General features: G+C 31.7%; 19 protein-coding genes. 18 read left to right on the plus strand and 1 reads right to left on the minus strand.

Annotated elements, in window-relative coordinates:
• The first annotated feature begins 11 nt into the window (after positions 1-11).
• The 14 genes from JNO63_RS02775 (at position 12) to JNO63_RS02835 (ending at position 18,118) form a co-directional block, all read left to right on the plus strand.
• Positions 12-389: a hypothetical protein gene (locus tag JNO63_RS02775; RefSeq protein WP_203126960.1), complete on the plus strand. Its 378-nt coding sequence runs from the start codon at positions 12-14 to the stop codon at positions 387-389.
• Between the two features lie 273 nt (positions 390-662).
• Complete coding sequence (locus tag JNO63_RS02780) at positions 663-1,562, plus strand: helix-turn-helix transcriptional regulator (RefSeq protein WP_203126961.1); 900 nt, start codon at positions 663-665, stop codon at positions 1,560-1,562.
• Positions 1,563-1,629: 67 nt separating this feature from the next.
• Complete coding sequence (locus tag JNO63_RS02785; RefSeq protein ID WP_203126962.1) at positions 1,630-2,244, plus strand: DJ-1/PfpI family protein; 615 nt, start codon at positions 1,630-1,632, stop codon at positions 2,242-2,244.
• A 524-nt stretch (positions 2,245-2,768) separates the two neighbouring features.
• Positions 2,769-4,064 carry a phosphomethylpyrimidine synthase ThiC gene (thiC, locus tag JNO63_RS02790; protein ID WP_203126963.1) on the plus strand — a complete coding sequence of 432 codons (1,296 nt, stop codon included), beginning with the start codon at positions 2,769-2,771 and terminating at the stop codon, positions 4,062-4,064.
• 163 nt (positions 4,065-4,227) lie between these two features.
• The gene (locus tag JNO63_RS02795; RefSeq protein ID WP_203126964.1) at positions 4,228-5,883 is read left to right on the plus strand and encodes a formate--tetrahydrofolate ligase; all 1,656 of its coding nucleotides are present in this window, start codon (positions 4,228-4,230) and stop codon (positions 5,881-5,883) included.
• A 96-nt stretch (positions 5,884-5,979) separates the two neighbouring features.
• Positions 5,980-6,105: a hypothetical protein gene (locus tag JNO63_RS08685; protein WP_274379859.1), complete on the plus strand. Its 126-nt coding sequence runs from the start codon at positions 5,980-5,982 to the stop codon at positions 6,103-6,105.
• Between the two features lie 73 nt (positions 6,106-6,178).
• Positions 6,179-7,522: an amidophosphoribosyltransferase gene (purF, locus tag JNO63_RS02800; RefSeq protein ID WP_203126965.1), complete on the plus strand. Its 1,344-nt coding sequence runs from the start codon at positions 6,179-6,181 to the stop codon at positions 7,520-7,522.
• Positions 7,519-8,073, plus strand: a complete 555-nt coding sequence (gene purN, locus JNO63_RS02805; protein WP_203126966.1) for a phosphoribosylglycinamide formyltransferase — start codon at positions 7,519-7,521, stop codon at positions 8,071-8,073. Before purF ends, purN begins: the two co-directional genes overlap by 4 nt.
• Positions 8,061-9,566, plus strand: coding sequence for a bifunctional phosphoribosylaminoimidazolecarboxamide formyltransferase/IMP cyclohydrolase (gene purH / locus JNO63_RS02810; RefSeq protein WP_203126967.1), 1,506 nt, complete (start codon positions 8,061-8,063; stop codon positions 9,564-9,566). The genes purN and purH overlap by 13 nt, the downstream gene beginning before the upstream one ends.
• A 12-nt stretch (positions 9,567-9,578) precedes the next feature.
• Positions 9,579-14,471, plus strand: a complete 4,893-nt coding sequence (locus tag JNO63_RS02815) for a phosphoribosylformylglycinamidine synthase (RefSeq protein ID WP_203126968.1) — start codon at positions 9,579-9,581, stop codon at positions 14,469-14,471.
• The gene (gene guaB, locus JNO63_RS02820) at positions 14,471-15,922 is read left to right on the plus strand and encodes an IMP dehydrogenase (RefSeq protein ID WP_203126969.1); all 1,452 of its coding nucleotides are present in this window, start codon (positions 14,471-14,473) and stop codon (positions 15,920-15,922) included. Before JNO63_RS02815 ends, guaB begins: the two co-directional genes overlap by 1 nt.
• An 8-nt stretch (positions 15,923-15,930) precedes the next feature.
• The gene (gene purE / locus JNO63_RS02825) at positions 15,931-16,407 is read left to right on the plus strand and encodes a 5-(carboxyamino)imidazole ribonucleotide mutase (protein WP_203126970.1); all 477 of its coding nucleotides are present in this window, start codon (positions 15,931-15,933) and stop codon (positions 16,405-16,407) included.
• Positions 16,407-17,426, plus strand: coding sequence for a phosphoribosylformylglycinamidine cyclo-ligase (gene purM, locus JNO63_RS02830; protein ID WP_203126971.1), 1,020 nt, complete (start codon positions 16,407-16,409; stop codon positions 17,424-17,426). The genes purE and purM overlap by 1 nt, the downstream gene beginning before the upstream one ends.
• A gap of 11 nt (positions 17,427-17,437) precedes the next feature.
• Entirely contained in the window at positions 17,438-18,118 is a 681-nt protein-coding gene (locus JNO63_RS02835) for a phosphoribosylaminoimidazolesuccinocarboxamide synthase (protein ID WP_203126972.1), read from the plus strand.
• Between the two features lie 72 nt (positions 18,119-18,190).
• On the opposite strand, the gene JNO63_RS02840 is transcribed toward JNO63_RS02835, so the two are convergent.
• Positions 18,191-19,129 carry an alpha/beta hydrolase gene (locus tag JNO63_RS02840; protein ID WP_203126973.1) on the minus strand — a complete coding sequence of 313 codons (939 nt, stop codon included), beginning with the start codon at positions 19,127-19,129 and terminating at the stop codon, positions 18,191-18,193.
• 213 nt (positions 19,130-19,342) lie between these two features.
• On the opposite strand from JNO63_RS02840, the gene JNO63_RS02845 reads away from it, so the two are divergent.
• Genes JNO63_RS02845 through JNO63_RS02860 form a run of 4 tightly spaced genes read left to right on the plus strand, consistent with a single transcriptional unit; the run spans position 19,343 to position 21,052 of the window.
• Positions 19,343-19,780, plus strand: a complete 438-nt coding sequence (locus JNO63_RS02845; protein WP_238390459.1) for a DUF523 domain-containing protein — start codon at positions 19,343-19,345, stop codon at positions 19,778-19,780.
• A gap of 59 nt (positions 19,781-19,839) precedes the next feature.
• Positions 19,840-20,154 carry a MazG nucleotide pyrophosphohydrolase domain-containing protein gene (locus JNO63_RS02850; protein ID WP_203126974.1) on the plus strand — a complete coding sequence of 105 codons (315 nt, stop codon included), beginning with the start codon at positions 19,840-19,842 and terminating at the stop codon, positions 20,152-20,154.
• A complete protein-coding gene (locus tag JNO63_RS02855; protein WP_203126975.1) occupies positions 20,154-20,717 on the plus strand; it encodes a TIGR00730 family Rossman fold protein in 564 nt (187 codons plus the stop codon). The genes JNO63_RS02850 and JNO63_RS02855 overlap by 1 nt, the downstream gene beginning before the upstream one ends.
• Positions 20,718-20,737: 20 nt before the next feature.
• Entirely contained in the window at positions 20,738-21,052 is a 315-nt protein-coding gene (locus JNO63_RS02860) for a hypothetical protein (RefSeq protein WP_203126976.1), read from the plus strand.
• Positions 21,053-21,088: the final 36 nt, after the last annotated feature.

A 21,088-nucleotide genomic window follows, 5' to 3' on the forward strand; every position in this document is an offset into this window, starting at 1 on the left:
GGAACTACATTATGGAAAAACAATTTATCTATATGGCTGCTACATTGCTACTGATTTTAGGATTATTGGATTTAGGTCGAAGTTATATATTTAAAGATAAAACTGATTATACTACAGGCGAAGTAGTATCTTTTTGGCAACCTAATCCTGAAGCGGTAAAGAAAGGAAACTCAAAATGGGCGCATTTTAAATACACAATAAGTGGCAAAATTTATAAATCAAGCAATATGATACAAGTACCTCTAAGTACAAAAATAGGAGATAAAAGAAAAATTAAATATAGCAAAGAGAATCCAGAAAAGATATATGATTTTTCTATAAAAAGAGCGCTTGTACTATGCATAGCTTCTATAGTGTTGTTTATTATCGGTAAATTTGATTTAGTATAATGGAGGATATCAGATATGAACAAAATACCAACAGAATTAGTTTATCTCTTAATAGCTATACCAATAATAAGATTAATATATTTAAAGTTAAAAAAGAAAAAATAATATTAAATGTAAAATAAATCTTTAAGTATAAATTAAAGCATCTATCAAATGGATAGATGCTTTTTTAGTCTTAAAAGGAGTATAAGATATTAACATAGATTATAAAAATAAAAGATAAAGATATTGCTAAGGACTGAAAGGATATATGACATGATGAAGGTGGAAAGATTGATAAATATTATTTTTTATTTGATGAATAGAGATCGTGTGACAACTAAGGAGCTATCAGAAAAGTTTGAAGTATCTAGCAGAACTATATTAAGAGATATAGACACACTAACACTTTCTGGTATACCAATTTATTCTGAGTTAGGTGTTAACGGTGGATATATACTAAATAAGAATTTCAAAGTTAATGAAAAAATTATGGATAATAATGATAAAGAAATTATTTTGACTGCTTTAAATAGCCTAGCGACTGTATATGGAGATAAAAAGATAATTGAAACTCTTGAAAAGATTAAAGGAGTTTATGATGATAAAAATTTAGAGTCAAATCTGGAAATTGATTTTTCAGTTGCAAGCGAGTCTCCAAAAGTAATGGATAGAGTAAATATAATAAAAAATGCAATAAAACAGCAACTTACTATAAAATTAGAATATACTAACTCATTGGCTGAAACTAAAAGTATTTTATTAAATCCTATCCATATATACTACAGATGGTATGCTTGGTATTTTTTAGCATATGATAAATTTAAGAATGAATATAAGGTTTACAAAGTGGCAAGAATTAAGAATATTTCTCTAACAGATCAGTCTTTTCAAAGTAGGGTATATGTACCAGATATTTTAAGAAATATTGAGGAAAAATACAATCAAGAAAATACAAAAATTATTATTCATTATAAGCAGGAAATGGATGTTCTAGTAAATGAATACTTTAAAGGAAGAGCTATTTGTAATATCAGTGGAAAAATCATAAGAGAAATTCAAATAAAAGAAAGCGACTTTATATCCTTTTCAATCCTTTTAGGATTTGGCGATAAGATAAAAATATCATCTCCTGGACGGTATAGAGATAAAGTTTTATCTCATATTGAGAAAATAAAACAAAATTTCATCTAATACTGACACACATATGTCACTCTTATTATTGTATAATCTAAACTATAAATAAAAAGGAGATTTAAATATGAAAACAGTTTATATATATTTATTAGATGGGATGGCAGAATTTGAGATAGGATACATCCTACAAGCATTCAGCATGGAAAAACTATTAAAAAACGGTAGAAATGATTTTGAAGTAAAGACAGTTGCATTTGAGAAAAAAACTATTTTGACTTTAGGAGGTCTAAAAGTAACTCCGGATTATTCCTTATCAGAAGTAGATTTTGATGATGCTGTAGCTTTGCTTTTACCAGGTTCTTCTAATTGGGAAGATGAAAAAAATAAACAAATACTAAAAAAAGCGCAGAAATTTCTAGATGAAAATATTTTAGTGGGTGCTATTTGTGGAGCAACTCTGGCTATTGCTGATTGTGGAGTCTTGAATAAATTCAAACATACAAGTAATTCTTTAGAATATTTAACTAACTTTTCAAAAGAATATAAAGGTCAAAAATATTACATTAACTCTAAATCTGTAGTAGATAGAAATCTAATAACAGCAAGTACTGCAGGATCATTAGAATGGGCAGCAGATATTCTAAATAGCCTTAAAGTATATCCAAGCAGCAAAGTTAAGGCTTTCTATGATTTTTATTCTATTGGAGATAGCAAGTACTATAAACAACTTATGAAATAATTATAGTTTTATTATCTTTAATCAAGTTTTATTTTATCTTATTAAATCTTTAATATTTAAAACCAAATTTGTATATTATATAATTATAATATTAACATAAATTAATTAAACTTATACTATATTTATTAAGAGGCGAGGAGGAAGAGTACGGATGTATTTATAGTTGCAGCTAGGTTACTTTCAGCTGCTTTTTTAAGGACGGGTACGATTTTACAAAAAAAGAAGGCATAGAAAAGAGATAAAAAAAGCTATTAGAAATGGTTAATACCCTAACCTAATATAAAATGAAACTTTGCTAACCCGTTAATCTAAATGATAAGAGCTTTTTATAGGTATCATTTTTCAGATATTTTACAAAATATAAAAACTCCCTTATAATAGTAATTGTAAATTATCAACCTATGGGAGCTTTGTGCTGAGAGGAAGTTTTGACTTCGACCATTAAACCAATCAGGATAATGCCTGCACGGGAATGGAGCATATTTATACTCCTATAAGTAATTTTTAGGAGGTTTTTTTAATTTATGAAATATAAAACACAGATGGAAGCTGCTAAACATGGTTTTGTAACTGAAGAAATGAAGATAGTTGCAAAAAAGGAAAACGTTAGTGAAGAGTACTTAGTTGAAAAAATTGCCAAAGGTGAGATTGTCATTCCAAGAAATAAAAATCACAATTCAATTTCTCCAGAAGGAATTGGCACAGGTCTTAAAACCAAGATAAATGTTAACCTTGGTATTTCAAAAGATATTAACGACCTTGATCTTGAGATGGAAAAAGTTGATATGGCCCTTAAAATGGGTGCAGAATCAATAATGGACCTTTCAAACTATGGTAAAACTCAAGAATTTAGAGAAAGACTAATCGAAAAATCTACAGCCATGATAGGAACTGTTCCTATGTACGATGCAATCGGATTTTTAGATAAGGGTCTTAGCCACATCAAGGCAGAAGAATTTTTAGATGTTGTAAGAAACCATGCTGAAAATGGTGTAGACTTTGTAACCATTCACTGTGGTATCAACAGAGCAAATGCTGAAATCTTTTTAAGAAACAGAAGAATAAATGAAATCGTATCTCGTGGTGGATCTTTATTATTTGGATGGATGATGATGAATGATAGGGAAAACCCATTCTACGAATACTATGATGAATTATTAGATATTTTAAGAGAATATGATGTTACTTTATCCCTTGGAGATTCATTAAGGCCAGGTGGTATTCACGACGCAACTGATCCATCACAAATTGCTGAACTTATTACATTAGGTGAGCTTACAAAAAGAGCATGGGAGAAAGATGTTCAAGTTATAATCGAAGGACCAGGACATGTTCCAATCAATGATATTGAAACAAATATAAAATTACAAAAAAAATTATGCCACAATGCACCATTTTATGTTTTAGGACCTTTGGTGACAGATATTGCACCAGGATATGACCATATTACCAGTGCCATCGGTGGAGCTATTGCAGCAAGCCATGGGGCAGATTTCTTATGCTATGTAACACCTGCAGAACACTTAAGATTACCAGATGTTGATGATGTAAAAGAGGGAATAGTTGCAGCAAAAATTGCAGCTCATGCAGGAGATATAGCAAAATTAAAAGATGCAGCTGATTGGGATCTTGAAATGAGTAAAAGAAGACAAAAAATTGATTGGGAAGGTATGTTTGAATTAGCAATCGATCCTGAAAAATGTAAAGCCTACAGAGCAGAATCATCACCTGAAGAGGAAGATACTTGCACAATGTGTGGGGCAATGTGTTCTATGAGAAATATGAACTTAATCCTAGAAGGAAAAGATATAACAATTTAATTTTTAAAAGTTACTCAAGTTTGCTATTATAAGCAGGCTTGAGTTTTTATTTACTCAAATCATTGATTTATAAAATTATAATTAGATAATATACTTGTAGTCACTTGTTTTTTAATGATAATTTATATACATAAAAATATTTAAGAGGGTGAAAGGGAGAGTTATGAAAACAGATATAGAAATTGCAAGAGAGATAGAGTTAAAAGAAATTGATGAGATTTGTAAAAATTTAAATGTTGATAAATACGATAAATATGGAAAATATAAGGCAAAACTAGACTTAGATTATGCTGATAAGAAAAAAGAAGGTTCAAAATTAATTTTAGTAACAGCAACAAATCCGACCCCAAGTGGCGAAGGAAAAACCACCATGAATATAGGTTTATCAATGGCCTTAAATAAGATTGGCAAAAGTGCAATCTCAGTTTTAAGAGAGCCATCACTAGGACCATCTTTTGGTAGAAAAGGTGGAGCAGCAGGTGGTGGATACAGCCAAGTTCTACCAATGGATGAGATAAATCTACATTTTACAGGAGATTTTCACGCTATAACATCTGCGGTAAATCTTGTTGCCGCAATATTAGATAATCACATATATCAAGGCAATGAAAAAAGTATAGATCCAAATCAAATTGTTTGGAGAAGATGTGTAGACTTAAATGACAGAGCTCTTAGAAATATAGTAATTGGTCTTGGAAATAGAACTGATGGTGTTACTCGTGAAGATAAATTTGACATTACCGTTGCTACAGAAATGATGGCGGTGCTTTGCCTTGCAACAAGCATGAAAGACTTTAAAGAGAAAGTTAGCAAAATGATTGTAGCTTATGATTATGCAAATAATCCTGTCACTGTTGATGATATAAAAGCTACTGGATCTGTTGCAGTTATTATGAAAGATGCTTTAAGAGCAAATCTTGTCCAAACTACAGAAAACACTCCCGCAATCATTCACGGCGGACCTTTTGCAAATATTGCCCACGGATGTAACTCATTAATCGCTACAAAAACTGCTCTTGGTATAGCTGATTACGTAGTAACAGAAGCTGGCTTTGGTGCAGACCTAGGTGCTGAGAAATTTAATGATATAAAATGCAGATTAGGTGACCTTAAACCAGATGCGACAGTAATTGTAACATCAATTAGGTCATTAAAATACCATGCTGGTATGCCACTAGATGAACTAGCAGCTGAAAATCTAGAATATCTAGAAAAGGGCTTCAAAAATCTTCAAATTCATATAGAAAATATGAAAAAATTTGGAAATAATATACTTGTAGCAATAAATAAATTTGCAACTGATACAGACCAAGAAATAGCATTAGTAAAAGAACTTACAGAAAAATTAGATGTAAAAGCAATTGAATCCACAGTATTTACCGATGGTTCTGATGGTGGAGTAGAGCTTGCCCAAAATCTAGTAGAAATTTGTGAAAATGATAATGAATTTAAATACCTTTATGATGAAAAATTACCTATAAAAGAAAAAATTGAAATAATTGCCAAAGAAATTTATAGGGCAAGAGATGTAGTGTATACACAAAAGGCTGAAAAAGAAATAATTAGAATTGAAAGTCTAGGTTATGGTGATCTGCCAATTTGTGTAGCAAAAACCCCATACTCACTATCAGATGATCCAAATAAAAATATAACTGTCGATGATTATGAAATAACTGTAAGAGATGTAAGAGTAAATGCTGGAGCAGGATTTTTAGTAGTGTATACAGATAATGTTTTAACTATGCCAGGTCTACCAAAAGTACCAAATGCTTATCAAATCGACCTGGATTCAAATGGAGAAATAGTAGGATTATTTTAAAAATTGTAAAATTTTCTTAACATAAAACTTGCAAAAAATTTAAAAATATTTATAATATAAATATATCAAAATTTTAGGGAAAGATGGAGGGGTATTATGAAAAAAATGTGTAAGAACAATTTTACATTTAACAAAATAAGTGTATTTTCTTGCATTTCATACTCTATCTTTGCTTACATCAAAAAATTAAGATTTCCAATAGGATTAATTTGCCATGCTTAAAAGAGGACCCAGAAAAGGGTTCTCTTTTTCTTTATGATTTTTGATATATTAAGGAGGTAGATAAGAGTAAGTTATGAGCGGTGTTGTAGCAATAAAAACAGATGATTTAATATTAGAAAAACTTTTATATTCACTAAGTTCTATCCAACATAGGGGTCAAGACTCTGCAGGTCTAGTTCTTTCTGATGGATCTAGTCTAAACAGGATAAAAGGATCTGGTTTAGTCAACGAAGTGTTTAAAGAAGCTAATATATACGATAAAGATTATAAAATTGGTATTGGCCATGTAAGAAGCTCTAGGGAAGGAAGCCAACAAGATTATAATATTGAGCCATTAGTTAGTTTTACAAAAAATAATGAATTTGCCTTAGCCCATGATGGTAATTTATCTAATTATGATTTGATTAAAGAAACTTTAGAAAATGAAGGCACATCTTTTCATACTCACACTGATAGCGAGCTGATATTACTTCTTATATCAAGATATTATGATGGGGATATCATAAAGGCTATTAGAAAAACTATGAATATTATAAAGGGTGCCTATTCATGTGTGGTAACCATGCCTAATAAAATAATTGCTTTTAGAGATTATCAAGGATTTAGACCCTTGATGCTAGGTGAAGATGAGGAAAATTTAATTATAGCAAGTGAAAATGCAGCTATAGAAATATTAGATATTGAAAATTACAGAAATGTAAACCCAGGTGAGATAATAGTAATTGATGATGATGGCCTAAAATCCTACCCTGATAAAGATAGGATAAATAAAAATCATTGTATTTTTGAAGATGTGTACATAGCAAGACCTGATGCAAATATTGAAAATGTAAATTCATATATGTTTAGGAGAAGATGTGGTGAGATTCTATATAGACAAGCTCCAATTGAAGCTGACTTAGTTTGCCCAGTTCCTGATTCGGGAACACCATCTGCAATTGGTTTTGCACAAGAATCTGGTATCCCTTTTGCAGAAGGACTTGTAAAAAATAGGTATATGGGTAGGTCTTTTATTAAACCTAGTCAAAAAGAAAGAGATTTAGCAGTAAGATTAAAACTCAATCCACAAAAGTCAGTAGTCAATGGCAAGAGAATAGTTTTGGTAGATGATTCTATAGTCCGTGGTACTACCAGTGCAAAACTTATAAAAAGAATGAGAAAAGCTGGGGCCAAGGAAGTTCATTTTAGAGTAACATCTCCACCTTTTATGTATCCATGCTATTATGGGGTGGATACTCCAGATAGATCCAATCTTATAGCAGCAAGATTAAGTATTGAAGAGATAAGAAAACAAATTGGTGCAGACAGTTTAGAATTTATAGACCTTGATAGTATGCTAAAGCTTGTTGAAAATCCAGATGATTATTGTAAGGCTTGTTTTACAGGTAATTATCCAGTAAAAAAGGATGAAATATGAACTTAGCAGTATTTATATCAGGGGGCGGAAGCAATTTTAAAGCATTATTAGATGCTCAGGATGCTGGATATTTCAAAAGCCAAATAAAATATGTGGTTTCTAATAAAGATGCGGCTGGACTAAGATATGCTAGAGAAAATAATATTGATTATCTAATCAGTAAAGATGATGATGAAATAATTAAAAATCTAAAAGAACATAATATTGACTTGATAGTGCTAGCAGGTTATCTAGTTAAAATTAGTAAAAAAATCTTAGATGAATTTACAGTAATTAATATTCATCCATCCTTATTACCCAAATATGGTGGCAAGGGGTTTTATGGAATGAATGTCCACAATGCAGTCTTTGAAAACAAAGAAAAAGTAAGTGGAGTTACAGTCCATTTTGTAAATGAAAACCTAGATGAGGGAGACATCATCTTGCAAAAAGAATTAGACATAAGTAAATGCAAAGATGCAGAAGAAATCAGCAAAGAAGTTTTAAAAGTTGAACATCAAACACTAAAAGAAGTTATAAAAAAATTGGAGGAAGATAAGTGCGCGCGTTAATTTCAGTAACAGATAAGACAGGTATTGAAGATTTAGCAAAGGGCTTAAGTGATTTAGGAGTAGAAATTGTATCTACAGGTGGTACATACAAAAAAATAAAAGAAAGTGGAGTAGAAGCTATTGAAATAGATGAGATTACAAATTTTCCAGAAATCTTAGAAGGCAGAGTAAAAACACTATCTCCATACGTGCATGGTGGGATTCTTTATAAAAGAGATGAAGATAGCCATGTAGAAACAGTAAAAGAGCATAATATCAAGCCAATAGATATAGTTGTAGTAAATCTTTATGAATTCCAAAAAGCCTTAGAAAAAGGTAATCCAGAAGATATTATAGAAAACATCGACATTGGTGGTCCATCAATGGTGAGATCAGCTGCAAAAAACCACAAAGATGTTTTAATAGTAACAGATCCAGATGATTATGATGAACTTTTAGAAAGAATCAAAAATGATGATTTAGATTTATCATATAGACAAAATCTTGCTATGAAAGCTTACAACCTAACTGCTTTTTATGACTCAGTAATAGCAAGATATTTCTCAGAATTAATTGGGGAAGAAGGTAAATACAAAACTTACGGTTTTGAAAAAGAAAGTGAATTAAGATACGGTGAAAATCCTGGACAAGAAGCAGCACTTTACAATGACCCATTTGTAAAAGGTCTAATGGAAAATATGGAAGTAATCCATGGTAAAGCAATGAGCTACAATAACTACAACGACCTAAACCCAGCTTTAGAACTAGCTCAAGAACTTGGAGAAAACGCAGTAGTTGCCCTAAAACACCAATCTCCATGTGGAGTTGCTCAAAGACAATCAGTTTATGAATCATACATCAAAGCCTACGAATGTGATAGTCAATCAATCTTTGGGGGAATTGTTTCAGTAAATGGAATAGTTGATGAAAAAACTGCAGAAGAAATGAATAAAATCTTCCTTGAAATCATTGCAGCAAGAGACTTTACAGATGAAGCCTTAGAAGTATTAACTCAAAAGAAAAATGTGAGACTAGTAAAAATAAACTTTGATAATCAAACTGTAAAAGAAGAAATCAGATATCTAAACGGCAAGGTCCTTATTCAAGGCAAAGACTTTGGTGAAGATGAGGTAGAAATAGTAACAGATAAAAAACCAACAGAAGCTGAAATCAAAGATCTATTATTTGCCCAAAAAGTTGTTAAATATGTAAAATCAAATGCAATTGTAGTTGCAAAAGATATGCAAACTCTAGGATGTGGAGCAGGTCAACAATCTAGAATTTGGGCATTAGAATCTATAAAAGATCATTTTAAGGATAGAGACTTCACTGGAGCTGTTATGGGATCAGATGCATTTTTCCCATTCCCAGATACTGTAGAACTAGCGCACGAAATGGGCATTAGCTCAATTATCCAACCAGGTGGATCCATAAAAGACCAAGATTCTATTGATAAATGCAACGAATACGATATGTCAATGGTATTTAGCAAGTCACGTCATTTTAAACATTAAGGAGAAAATTTAGTGAATATATTAATTATTGGTTCAGGTGGTAGAGAGCACGCTCTGGGCAAAAAAATAGTAAAAGAGGGTAGAAAACTATTTTTTGCACCAGGTAATGGGGGCACATCTCAGCTAGGACAAAATCTAGATATAAAAGTAGATGAGATTGATAAATTAGTAGAATTTGCAAAAGAAAATAATATCGACTACACAGTAGTAGGACCAGAATTACCTTTATGCCAAGGTATTGTAGATGAGTTTGAAAAAAATAATTTAAAAATATTTGGTGTAAATAAAGCTGCTTCCAAATTTGAATCAAGTAAGACCTTTACCAAAGAATTTTTAAATAAATATGACATAAAAACAGCTGCTTACCTTAGAACTGAAAATAAGGAAGAGGCAAGAAAATATGCTAATAAATTATTAGATGAAAAAGGCATAGTAGTTTTAAAAAGAGATGGACTTGCTGCAGGTAAAGGTGTCTACATCATTGATAATACAGAAGAGTTAGAAAAAACAATAGCAGAAATTTTTTCAAAAGATAAGGAAATTGTGATAGAAGAATATATCAATGGTTTTGAAATGAGCCTGCTTTGCTTAACTGACTCAAAAAACATTATTCCACTGCCAACGAGCAAGGACCATAAAAGAATATTTGATAAAGACCTAGGGCCAAATACTGGAGGCATGGGAACATATGCTCCAAATCTAGAAGCAGAAGCCTATAAAGAACAAATTGCAAAAGATATTTTACCAAAAGTCTTAGAAGGATTTAATAAGGAAAATATAGATTACCGAGGAGTTTTATTCATAGGATTTATGATAAATGAATCTGGAATCTATGTTTTAGAATTTAACGTAAGATTTGGTGATCCAGAAACTCAAGTAGTCCTAGAATTAATAGATAATGATATCCTAGACTTATTAATGGCGACATCTGAAGCAAAATTAGATCAAGTAAATTTAGATATAAATAATAAAAAAGCAGCATGCTTAGTCCTAGCATCTGATGGATATCCAAACTCTTATGAAACTGGTAAAGAAATAAATTTTGATGATGATTTAAAATCAACTATTTACCACGCAGGTACTAAAGAAGAAAATGGAAAAATTTTAACTACTGGCGGCAGAGTTTTAAATATCGTTGCAACAGCTGATAATTTTGATGATGCTATCAAAGAAGTTTATGAAGATGCAAAAAAAATAAACTTTGACGGCAAATATTATAGAAAAGATATAGGACCAACTGTAAAAAGAGTTTATGTCAGAAGAAAAGATTCCTTTGACTTTGAATCCCAAAATCTAAAAACCAAAATAAACAGTACTTTAGATATAGACTTAGCAGAGCTTAAAATCTATAAAAGATATGATATTGAAACAAGCGATGAAAATTTAGAAAAAATATTATATCAAGTTTTAGCGGAAGCTCCAATAGATGAGGTATACGCTTTCAAAGATGCAATCAACCTACAAGCATCCTTTAAAAATGCAGTAGCCAGCCAATATTTAGCAGGCCAATTTAATCCTAGGGAAAAAGGAGTTATAGATACTGCATCTCTTATAATTAATGATGATAACTTAGAAGTAAAAGCATCTACCGTTTATGAACTGTCAGAGGTAAGCGAGACGGATCTTGCAAAAATCGAAGAATTTTTAATAAATCCAGTAGATTCTCAACAAGTAAGTCTCATTGGAATTCCTACAACTCTTAAAACTGACCATAATAAAAATCTAGAAAATAAAATTTATGAGGGCTTTAGAGACTTTGATGAAAAAGATCTAAGCTGGTTCTTAGAAGAAAATTCTATGGCAATGAGTCTAGATGATATCAAAATGGTAAGGGATTATTTTAAGGAAGAAAATCGTGATCCAAACGAAACTGAAATAAAAATCTTAGATACTTACTGGTCAGACCACTGTAGGCATACAACCTTTAATACTTATTTGGATATAAAATTTGATACAGCTACTCTTTTAGATGAGGCTATTAGAGATTCATTTGAAAAATATTTACAAATGAGAAAAGTACTAGATATCAAAAAACCTATTAATTTAATGAGTTTTGGTACAATTCTTGCTAAATATATGCGAGCAAATGATAATTTTGATGACCTAGAAGTATCCAGCGAAATAAATGCTTGCTCTATTTATACAAAAGTTAGAGTTTTAAAGGATGGTAAAGAAAGTCTAGAAGATTATCTTTTAATGTTTAAAAACGAAACTCACAACCATCCAACAGAAATCGAACCTTTTGGTGGCGCATCAACTTGTCTAGGTGGAGCCATCCGTGACCCACTTTCTGGTAGGGCTTATGTTTACCAAGCTATGAGATTATCTGGTGCTGCAAATATAAAAGAAGATTATGGTGAAACTTTAGCAGGTAAACTTCCACAGGCAAAAATAACTTACGAGGCAGCTCAAGGTTATTCTTCTTATGGTAACCAAATAGGACTTGCTACTGGCCTTGTGGATGAATTTTACCACGAAGGATACAAAGCAAAACGCATGGAGTGTGGAGCAGTTATGGCGGCGGCTCCAGCAGAAAATGTAAAAAGAATTGACCCTACACCAGGAGATATTGTAATACTTCTTGGAGGAAAAACTGGTCGTGATGGAGTAGGTGGAGCAACAGGTTCATCCAAATCCCATAATATAAGCTCTATAGAAACAGAATCAGCCCAAGTTCAAAAAGGAAATGCTCCTGAAGAACGTAAAATCCAAAGATTATTTAGAAATCCAAAAGCTGCCAAGCTTATAAAAAAATGTAATGACTTTGGTGCAGGTGGGGTAGCAGTTGCTATTGGTGAACTTGCTGATGGAATAGATATATATTTAGATAGAGTTCCACTAAAATATAAGGGGCTAAAACCATTTGAAATAGCCTTATCAGAATCTCAAGAAAGAATGGCAGTTGTAATTTCAAAAGATGATAAAGAAATCTTTATGAACTTAGCAGCCGAAGAAAACTTGGAAGCTACAGAAGTTGCTACTATAACTGATGACAATACTATGACTATGTATTATGAAGACCAAGTTATAGCAAATATTTCTTATGACTTTATAAATACAGACGGTGCTGAAAGATATGCAGAAGTTGAAGTAGTAAGCGAAGATATTCCAGCTCTCTTAACAGAAAAAGATAATGATCCAAACAAATTCTATGAGAAAGTAGAATCACTAGATGTAGCATCTAAGAAAAACCTAATAGAAATGTTTGACTCATCAGTAGGGAAAAATACAGTTCTTAATCCATTAGGTGGGAAAAAATTATTAAATCCATCTCAAGTAATGGCAGCACGACTTCCAGTTGATGAAGGAGTTTCAAAAACTGCGTCAATTATGACCTATGGATTTGATCCATACCTATCAAGTGAAAGTCAATATTTAGGTGGTTACTATGCAGTAGTTGAATCTATTTCAAAACTAGTAGCCATAGGATCAGATTTAAATCAAATTAGACTAACATTCCAAGAATTTTATGAAAAAATGGATAGCAAAAAAGCTTGGTCTAAGCCATTAAAATCTCTATTAGGTGCCTTTGAAGTAAGCAATCACTTCACAATGCCACCAATAGGGGGTAAGGATAGTATGAGTGGAACTTTTGAAGATATAAAAGTACCACCAACACTTATTTCATTTGCAGTTACTACTGAAGATGTAGAAAATATTATTTCAAATGATTTAAAAGGTGATGGCAAACTTGGTTTAATAAAAACTTCTTACAAAGATGATGGAACTCTTGATTTAGATGAATTAGAAAATAATTATCAAAATCTAATAAAAGATATAAGAAATGGAAATATCATCTCAGCTATAGCCCTAGATAGAAAAGGACTTTTAGCAAATGTCTATGAGCAAGCAATTGGCAATACTGGTTTTACTTTAGATTATGATAATTTTTATAATCCTATGTATGGATCATTTGTTGTAGAATACAAGGATGACCGAGACTTCATCGAAAATATTGGAAGTTTTTCTGATGATATTGTTGTAAATGGGGAGAAATTAGATAAAGACAGATTATCTGATTCATTTATTCACAGTCTAGATGAAGTATTCCCAGGCTATGAAGAAGTTAAATATCAAGAATTAAAAACCAAAAAAGTAGAGAGAAAATTAAAATCTAACAAAGCAGTAGAAAAACCAAGGGCGATAATACTTGCTGCCCCAGGAACAAACTGCGAATGGGATACCCAAGATGCCTTTAGAAAAGCCGGTGCTGATACTGAAATTTTGGTATTTAGAAATCAAAATGAAAAAGATATTGAAGAATCTATAAAAAGACTTGATGAAGAAATCAGAAAATCTCAAATCTTTGTAATTCCAGGTGGATTCTCCCTAGGAGATGAGCCAGATGGATCAGCTAAGTTTTTGGCAAATATTCTAAGAAATGAAAAGATTGCAAAAGCTATTGATTATCTATTAAATGAAAATGATGGTTTGATTTTAGGAATTTGTAATGGATTCCAAGCCTTGGTAAAAACAGGATTACTTCCATATGGAGAAGTCCTTGTACCAGAAGATAATGACCCAACTCTTACAAATAATACAAGTTCTCGACATATAGCAACATTTGTAAATACAAAAATCCTTACTAACAACAGTCCATGGACAAGGGGAGTAGACTTAGATAAGACTTACAGAATCCCAATATCTCACGGTGAGGGAAGATTTATAGTAAATGAAGAAAAACTTAATGAACTTTTAGAAAATGACCAAGTATTTTCAGTATATGAAATATCACCAAATGGCTCAAACTATAATATCGAAGGAATAATCTCTAAAGATGGTAAGATTTTAGGAAGAATGGGGCATGCTGAAAGAATAGATGAAAATCTATTTAAAAACGTATACGATGTAAATAGAGAAAATATTTTTGAAAATGCAGTTGAATATTTTAGAAAGGATAAATAATGCAATTTTTAGGAGATGCACTAACTTTTGATGATGTACTATTAATACCAGGACCTTCAGAAGTTTTACCGAATGAAGTTGATACATCAACATATCTAACAAATAAAATAAAATTAAATATACCAATGATGTCAGCTGGAATGGATACTGTTACTGAATCACAAATGGCTATAGCTATGGCAAGACAAGGTGGTATAGGGATAATCCACAAAAATATGTCCATAGAGGAGCAAGCTAGACAAGTAGATGTTGTAAAAAGATCAGAACATGGAGTTATAACTGATCCGTTCTACCTACATCCAGAAAACATCTTACAAGATGCCCTAGATATTATGAATAATTATAAAATATCTGGAGTGCCAATAGTAGATAAGGATATGTATTTAAAAGGTATCCTTACAAATAGGGACGTAAGATTCCAAGATGATCCAAGTGTAGTAATTGATGAGATAATGACTAAGGAAAATCTTACTTTGGGCCATGAAGGTATCAAGATGAAAGATGCTATCAAGCTTATGGAGTCTGCAAAGGTAGAAAAACTTCCAATAGTAGATGATGATAACAAGTTAAAAGGACTTATAACTATAAAAGATATTGAAAAAGCAAGACAATATCCAAATTCTGCAAGAGATGAAAATAACAGACTTTTGGTAGGAGCTGCAGTTGGGATTACAAATGATATGTTTGATAGAGTAGATGCTCTAGTAAAAGCAAATGTAGACGTAATTACAGTAGATACTGCCCACGGCCATTCTAAAAATGTAGTTTCCGCTATAAAAGATATCAAAGAAAAATACCCTGACTTACAAATCATAGCTGGTAATATTGCCACCGCTGATGCAGCGCACGATTTAATAGAAGCTGGAGCAGATGCTATAAAAGTAGGTATAGGACCAGGATCAATTTGTACTACACGTGTTGTAACAGGTATTGGTGTTCCACAAATTACTGCAATTATTAATTGTGTAGAAGAAGCGAAAAAACACAATATTCCAGTTATAGCAGATGGCGGTATCAAATACTCAGGAGATATTACAAAGGCTTTAGCATGTGGGGCATCTGTAATAATGGCAGGTTCCCTCTTTGCAGGTACTGAAGAGTCTCCTGGAGAAACAATCCTATTTGAAGGTAGACAATTCAAAGAATATCGTGGCATGGGATCACTTGCAGCTATGAAAGATGGCTCAGGAGATAGATATTTCCAAACAAATACTAAAAAATATGTTCCAGAAGGTGTAGAAGGTAGAGTAGACTACAAGGGACCAGTTGGAGAAGTAGTTTATCAATTACTAGGTGGACTAAAATCAGGTATGGGTTATGTAGGTAGCAAAGATTTAAACGAACTTTATGAAAAAGCTAAATTTGTTAAAATCTCTCCAGCATCACTTATAGAAAACCACCCACACGATATTACAATTACAAGAGAATCACCAAACTACACAAAAAGATAGGAGAAAGTATGACAGATATTAGAGTTATCATGGGCTCTGCATCAGATGTAGAGATAGCTAAAAAAGTTACTAAAATCTTAAAAAAATTTGATATAGACTATGAAGTTTCAGTAATTTCTGCCCACCGTGCCCTAAATGTTTTAGAAGATACTATGGCAAAAGATGATGCAAAAGTTTATATAGGCATTGCTGGAATGGCAGCCCATCTTGCAGGAGTTATGGCAGGGATGACAATAAAACCTGTCATAGGTCTTCCAGTTGGTGGAACAAACACTGCTGGACTTGATGCACTTTTATCAATGGTACAAATGCCAAAAGGAGTACCAGTTGCAACAGTTGCAATAAATGGGGGAGATAATGCAGCCCTTTTAGCAATTCAAATCCTAGCCCTAGCAGATGAAAACTTAGCGCAAAAGCTAAAAGATTACAAAAAAGAAATGCTAGATAAAGTTATAGAAGATGATAAGAATCTTGAGGAAATATAATGGCAAAACTAACATATAAAGATGCTGGTGTAGATAAGGAAAAAGGCTACGAAGAAGTAGAACTTATCAAAAAAATTGTAAAAAAGACTCATGGTAGTGAAGTTTTAGCTGATATAGGTGGATTTGCTGGAGCCTTTGCACCAAATCTAGAAGGAATAAATAATCCTGTACTTATTAGTGGTACAGATGGAGTTGGCACAAAAATAAAACTTGCTATGGATATGGATAAGCATGACACAGTAGGTATAGATTGTGTAGCTATGTGCGTCAATGATATTGTTTGCCAAGGAGCAAAACCATTATTTTTCCTAGATTATATAGCAACAGGAAAACTAGATCCAAAAAAAATGTCTGACCTTGTAAGTGGTGTAGCTCAAGGATGCTTAGAGTCAGAAGCTGCACTTATAGGTGGAGAAACTGCAGAAATGCCAGGTATCTACACAGAAGAAGATTATGACCTAGCAGGCTTTGCAGTAGGCATAGCTGATAAAGAAAAAATAATAACTGGAGAAAATCTAAAAGAGGGAGATATTGCTATAGGTTTAGCTTCTTCAGGGGTTCATAGTAATGGATTTTCTCTAGTAAGAGCTGCTATGGATCAAGCAGGGGTTTCGTTAGATGATAAATTTGATGAAGAACAAACTATCGGTGAAAAACTTCTCACACCTACAAAAATTTATGTAAAAGATATTGAAAAGTTAAAAGAAAAAGTAGAAATAAAAGCAATTTCTCATATCACTGGTGGGGGCTTATACGAAAATGTTCCTAGGGTATTAGCTGATGATCTGTCAGTAGATTTTGATCTTAGCAATTTAGAAATAGATCCTATATTTAAAAAAATCCAAGAATGGGGAAATATCGATACAGATGAAATGTATCATACTTTTAATATGGGTATTGGTATGGTAGTTTTTGTAGATTCGTCTAATGAAGAGAAGGTCTTAGAAATCTTAGGTGAAAATGCTAAAACTATTGGAAAAGTAATAAACGGTAATAAAGATATAAAAATTAATCTATAAGGGGATAAGTTATGGAAAAAGTATACACAGGAAAAACTAAAGACGTTTATAAATTAAACGATGAAGAATATTTATTAAAATTCAAAGACGATGTAACAGGAAATGATGGAGTATTTGACCCAGGTGCTAATTCCGTAGGACTTACAATGGAAGGTGCAGGTCACCAAGCTGTTGCTATGACCAAATACTTTTATGAAATATTAAATGATAAAGGACTTACAACCCACTTTGTATCAGCTGACTTAGATAAAAACGAAGCAGTAGTTAAAAAAGCAGATGTTTTTGGTGAGGGAGTTGAAGTAATAGTTAGATACTATGCAGTAGGTTCATTTATTAGAAGATATGGAAAATATATTGAAAGCGGAACAAAAATCGATCCATATGTAGAAATAACTTTAAAAGATGATGACAGAGATGACCCACTAATTACAAAAGATGCCCTAGTTCTTTTAAACATCATGACAGAAGAAGAATATGAAGAGCTAAAAGACTTAGCTTTAAATATCGGGGAAATTGTTAGAGAAGAATTAGCGAAAAAAGGACTTGACTTATACGATATCAAATTTGAATTTGGTAGAATAGAAGATGGCAAAGTTGCCCTCATAGATGAAATCTCTGGTGGAAACATGAGAGCTTACCAAGGAGATAAATATATTGAGCCTCTTGAATTAGAAAAAATTATGCTCGGTTAAGAATAAATATATTAATTTTAAAAGGCCACTAAGTCTCAGTATCAAATTAGACTTTGTGGCCTTATATTTTTATCATTTGTATTTTTTAAGAAAATTAGCAACTATATTCTTGTATTCTTCACTTTCTTTTCTAGGAAATTCTGCATGCTTGTATCCTTTGGCGGTAAATATTTCTTTGTTATTGTGATTTATACATTTATAAAGACTTTCGCCCATATGAGGGGGAGTTAGAGTATCTTTATCAGCATTTGTAATTAGAACTGGTTTGCTTACCTTTTCTATAAATTTACTAGCATCTATGTCATCAAATGAAAAATGAAGTTTTAGCATGGTATAAATATTTCCAGCAAATTTCATATAAGAAGCTGGGACACCTTGTTTTTGTTCGATTTCTCTTAATTTCTCATCCAAAAATTCGTTAGAATTAGCTAGAGGGGATTCTAGGATAAGATAATCTATATTTTGATCATCTCGACCGGCCGCAATTGCAGAACTTGCTGCACCGTAGGATTCGCCCCATAAAACTATTTTTCCATTTTCTCCGATTTCTTTTTTGGCAATATCGATAGCATCCAAAATATCATATGACTCAAGTACCCCAAAAGTATTGTAAGGAGCTTGATTATTTCCAGAATTTCTTTGATCAATAGCTAGGACATCATATCCAAGATTTAAAAAGATATCCATAATATGGCTTAAAGATTTACCTGTACCGCCCATGCCATGGACTAGGACAGCCATATTTTTATTTCCATCTTGTTTTACTAAAAGAGCTGGGATATTGTGTTTGTATTTGCTAGATGGAAAATTTATGTAATGGACTTCTTTTCCCTTAACAAAATCTTCAAATTCTTGTTCATAAGATTGTTCACCTATTAAAGTTTCCTCTCTGGAAACCATATTTGTAAATCCGTTAAATACCTGCGAGCCTATAAATAGAGTAAATCCTATAAATATAGCTAGCAATATTGCTAATAAAGTTATAATTATCTTCTTTTTATTTTTAGTCATAGTGAGCTCCTAATTGCAAATGTTCTAAAAATATATCTTTTAATTTTATGGTGTCAAGGTAAGTATAATGTTAAATTTTAAAAGATATATCATACTAGCAATTAGTTTTAAATCTATCTATAAAGAAATTTAGAGAATTATAAGAACTTTTCAAGTGTTGTTACTTATTTAAATATAATAAATAAGAGTTATAGTATTAATAGTAAAAATTTAATGGATGAGGTAGATCTAGAGATGAAAATTGCAGTAAGTGCTTGTTTATTAGGTGAAAATTGTAAATACAATGGTGGCAATAATTATAATAAAAAATTAGTTGATTTTGTAAAAGACCATGAAGTTATATCTTTGTGTCCAGAAGTTCTAGGAGGCCTAGCTACACCGAGGCTGCCAGCTGAGATTGTAAACGGTCTTGTTAAACAAAAGGATGGAATATCTGTTGATGATGAATTTAAAAAAGGTGCCAAAATAGCTTTAGATATAATAAATAAAAATAAAGTTGATTTAGTAATCTTACAATCAAGAAGCCCATCCTGTGGGGTAAATAATATATATGATGGCTCATTTACTGGAAATCTTATAAAGGGTAAGGGAGTCTTTGCAAAAATTTTAGAGGAAAACAATATTAAAGTTATAGATGTAGAAAACTTATAATTTTATAATTTAATTTTAGCTATAAAACTTATTTTATAATTGACTATTAGGAGGATAATATGAATATTGAAGAATTTCAAAATTGGAATAAAGAATTTTATAATAAAAGATCCTGGGATAAATATAACTCTTTTATTAGAATGAATTTTTTATGTGAAGAAGTCGGAGAACTGTCTCAAGCAATTAGAAAGTATGAAATAGGAAGAGATAGACCAGATGAAGAAGAAAAGTCTAGGTCTGAAAATATGCAAGGGATAAAAGAAGAAATAGGAGATGTTATTGATAATATAACAGTATTGATAAATAAATATGACCTATCACTAGAAGAAATATTAGAAAATCATATAAAAAAAATAGAAAGTAGATTTGAATAATGAATATAACTGTATTCTGTGGTGCCAGTTTGGGAGCTAATTGTATATATAGGGAAAAGACTATTGAATTAGGTAAATGGATAGCTAGTAATAACCACAGACTTATATATGGTGGCGGAAAAGTAGGATTAATGGGCTTACTTGCCGATACTGTTTTAGAAAATGGCGGTAAGGTTACAGGAATTATACCTACTTTCTTAGTCGAAAGAGAAATTAGTCACCCAGATATTAACGAACTTATAACAGTTGATAATATGTCTGATAGAAAAAATTACATGGTTGATATGGGAGATGCATTTCTTGCTTTGCCTGGGGGGCCTGGTACACTAGAAGAAATTACTCAAGTCATATCTTGGGCTAGAGTTGGAGAAAATGACTGCCCTTGTATAATGATGAATGTCAATGGCTATTACAATTATATAGAAGATTTTTTCAATAAAATGGTTAATGAAGGATTCTTAAGCCCTGATGATAATAAGAATACTTTGTTTTCTGAGAATATCAATGAAATAGAAGAATTCATAATAAATTATAGGAAACCTAAGATTAGAACATACAATTAATAATTGAAAGGAAATAAAATATGAAATTAACAGACTTTACAAAAACTGACCAAGATGAAATTGAAAAAGGATTGTTAACAGCCAAGCTTACTGATAAAGAAGCTACTAAAAAAATTCTAACCCTAGTACCTGAAGAATGGATTAAAAAAATTCCATTTTTTGTAAGAGGTCATGCTACAACTAAGAGCGTAGAAAAAATTGCTAACGAATATCCAGATTTATATGCTGTTGCAAAAGAACCTGGAGAATTGCCAGAAAAAGAACGCGAAGAGCTTAAAAAGATTATTACAGATTTATTTCGCGAAAGAATGGATAAACACAATATAAAATACTAAAAGATAATTAGTTTAGTTAAAGGACTTTTAAGGTAT

The organism is Anaerococcus sp. mt242 (assembly GCF_016798225.1).
In the GTDB taxonomy this organism is placed as follows: Bacteria; Bacillota; Clostridia; order Tissierellales; family Peptoniphilaceae; genus Anaerococcus.

What these genes read in the sequence shown, in the direction of transcription:
- JNO63_RS02845 (WP_238390459.1), top strand. Translation starts at nt 19,343, where the DNA reads ATGGATGAGGTAGATCTAGAGATGAAAATTGCAGTAAGTGCTTGTTTA.
- JNO63_RS02785 (WP_203126962.1), top strand. Translation starts at nt 1,630, where the DNA reads ATGAAAACAGTTTATATATATTTATTAGATGGGATGGCAGAATTTGAG.
- JNO63_RS02860 (WP_203126976.1), top strand. Translation starts at nt 20,738, where the DNA reads ATGAAATTAACAGACTTTACAAAAACTGACCAAGATGAAATTGAAAAA.
- JNO63_RS02775 (WP_203126960.1), top strand. Translation starts at nt 12, where the DNA reads ATGGAAAAACAATTTATCTATATGGCTGCTACATTGCTACTGATTTTA.
- thiC (WP_203126963.1), top strand. Translation starts at nt 2,769, where the DNA reads ATGAAATATAAAACACAGATGGAAGCTGCTAAACATGGTTTTGTAACT.
- purF (WP_203126965.1), top strand. Translation starts at nt 6,179, where the DNA reads ATGAGCGGTGTTGTAGCAATAAAAACAGATGATTTAATATTAGAAAAA.
- JNO63_RS02850 (WP_203126974.1), top strand. Translation starts at nt 19,840, where the DNA reads ATGAATATTGAAGAATTTCAAAATTGGAATAAAGAATTTTATAATAAA.
- JNO63_RS02795 (WP_203126964.1), top strand. Translation starts at nt 4,228, where the DNA reads ATGAAAACAGATATAGAAATTGCAAGAGAGATAGAGTTAAAAGAAATT.
- JNO63_RS02855 (WP_203126975.1), top strand. Translation starts at nt 20,154, where the DNA reads ATGAATATAACTGTATTCTGTGGTGCCAGTTTGGGAGCTAATTGTATA.
- purN (WP_203126966.1), top strand. Translation starts at nt 7,519, where the DNA reads ATGAACTTAGCAGTATTTATATCAGGGGGCGGAAGCAATTTTAAAGCA.
- JNO63_RS08685 (WP_274379859.1), top strand. Translation starts at nt 5,980, where the DNA reads ATGAAAAAAATGTGTAAGAACAATTTTACATTTAACAAAATAAGTGTA.
- JNO63_RS02835 (WP_203126972.1), top strand. Translation starts at nt 17,438, where the DNA reads ATGGAAAAAGTATACACAGGAAAAACTAAAGACGTTTATAAATTAAAC.
- JNO63_RS02840 (WP_203126973.1), bottom strand. Translation starts at nt 19,129, where the DNA reads ATGACTAAAAATAAAAAGAAGATAATTATAACTTTATTAGCAATATTG.
- purM (WP_203126971.1), top strand. Translation starts at nt 16,407, where the DNA reads ATGGCAAAACTAACATATAAAGATGCTGGTGTAGATAAGGAAAAAGGC.
- purE (WP_203126970.1), top strand. Translation starts at nt 15,931, where the DNA reads ATGACAGATATTAGAGTTATCATGGGCTCTGCATCAGATGTAGAGATA.
- guaB (WP_203126969.1), top strand. Translation starts at nt 14,471, where the DNA reads ATGCAATTTTTAGGAGATGCACTAACTTTTGATGATGTACTATTAATA.